The sequence below is a fragment of the Mycolicibacterium sp. XJ870 genome, from assembly GCF_053483975.1.
In genome coordinates this window covers 1-450 of the sequence record NZ_JBEFTI010000024.1, presented here as the reverse complement: position 1 = coordinate 450, position 450 = coordinate 1, and the positions used below count along the sequence as shown (strand labels likewise).

At 63.6% G+C, this 450-nt stretch carries 2 protein-coding genes; both read right to left on the bottom strand.

The annotated features are described in order from the left end of the window. Positions 1 to 351, bottom strand: a 351-nt coding sequence (locus ABQF30_RS29560; RefSeq protein ID WP_448470632.1) for an MMPL family transporter, incomplete at its 3' end; no start/stop codon positions are given. Beyond that, a partial coding sequence (locus tag ABQF30_RS29555; protein WP_448470630.1) for an MmpS family transport accessory protein occupies positions 348 to 450 on the bottom strand: 103 nt, incomplete at its 5' end. The genes ABQF30_RS29555 and ABQF30_RS29560, both read right to left, overlap by 4 nt.

The window sequence follows — 450 nt, the reverse complement described above, 5'->3', positions numbered from 1 at the left end:
CAGCTTGTCGACGATCTGGTCGTAGTACGCGTGGGCCTCGTCGCCGAGCGCATCCTGGCCCTCGAGCACGACCATCACCGAGCTGTTGGACTTGAACTCCTCGAACACCTCGCCGACGCGCTTCATCGCGATCATCGACGGCGCATCGTCGGGGCTCATCGAGACCGAGCGCATCTCCCCGACCTCTTCGAGCTGGGGAACGATCGTGTTCAGCACCGCGATGATGGCGACCCAGCCGATGATGATCGGGATTGCCAGCCGCCGGATCCACTTCGCGATACCGCCGTGGTTGGTGTGACGGGTGGCGGCCTGGAAGGAGTCGGTGGGGGCGTCGTGGCTGGGGGTGCTCATGCAGATTTCACCAAGCAGAAGGTCTGGGCGTTGACGCCGTTGGACGTGCGCTCGTCCTTGAGTTCGTCATCGACGGTGATCCGACAGGTGATGCTGTCG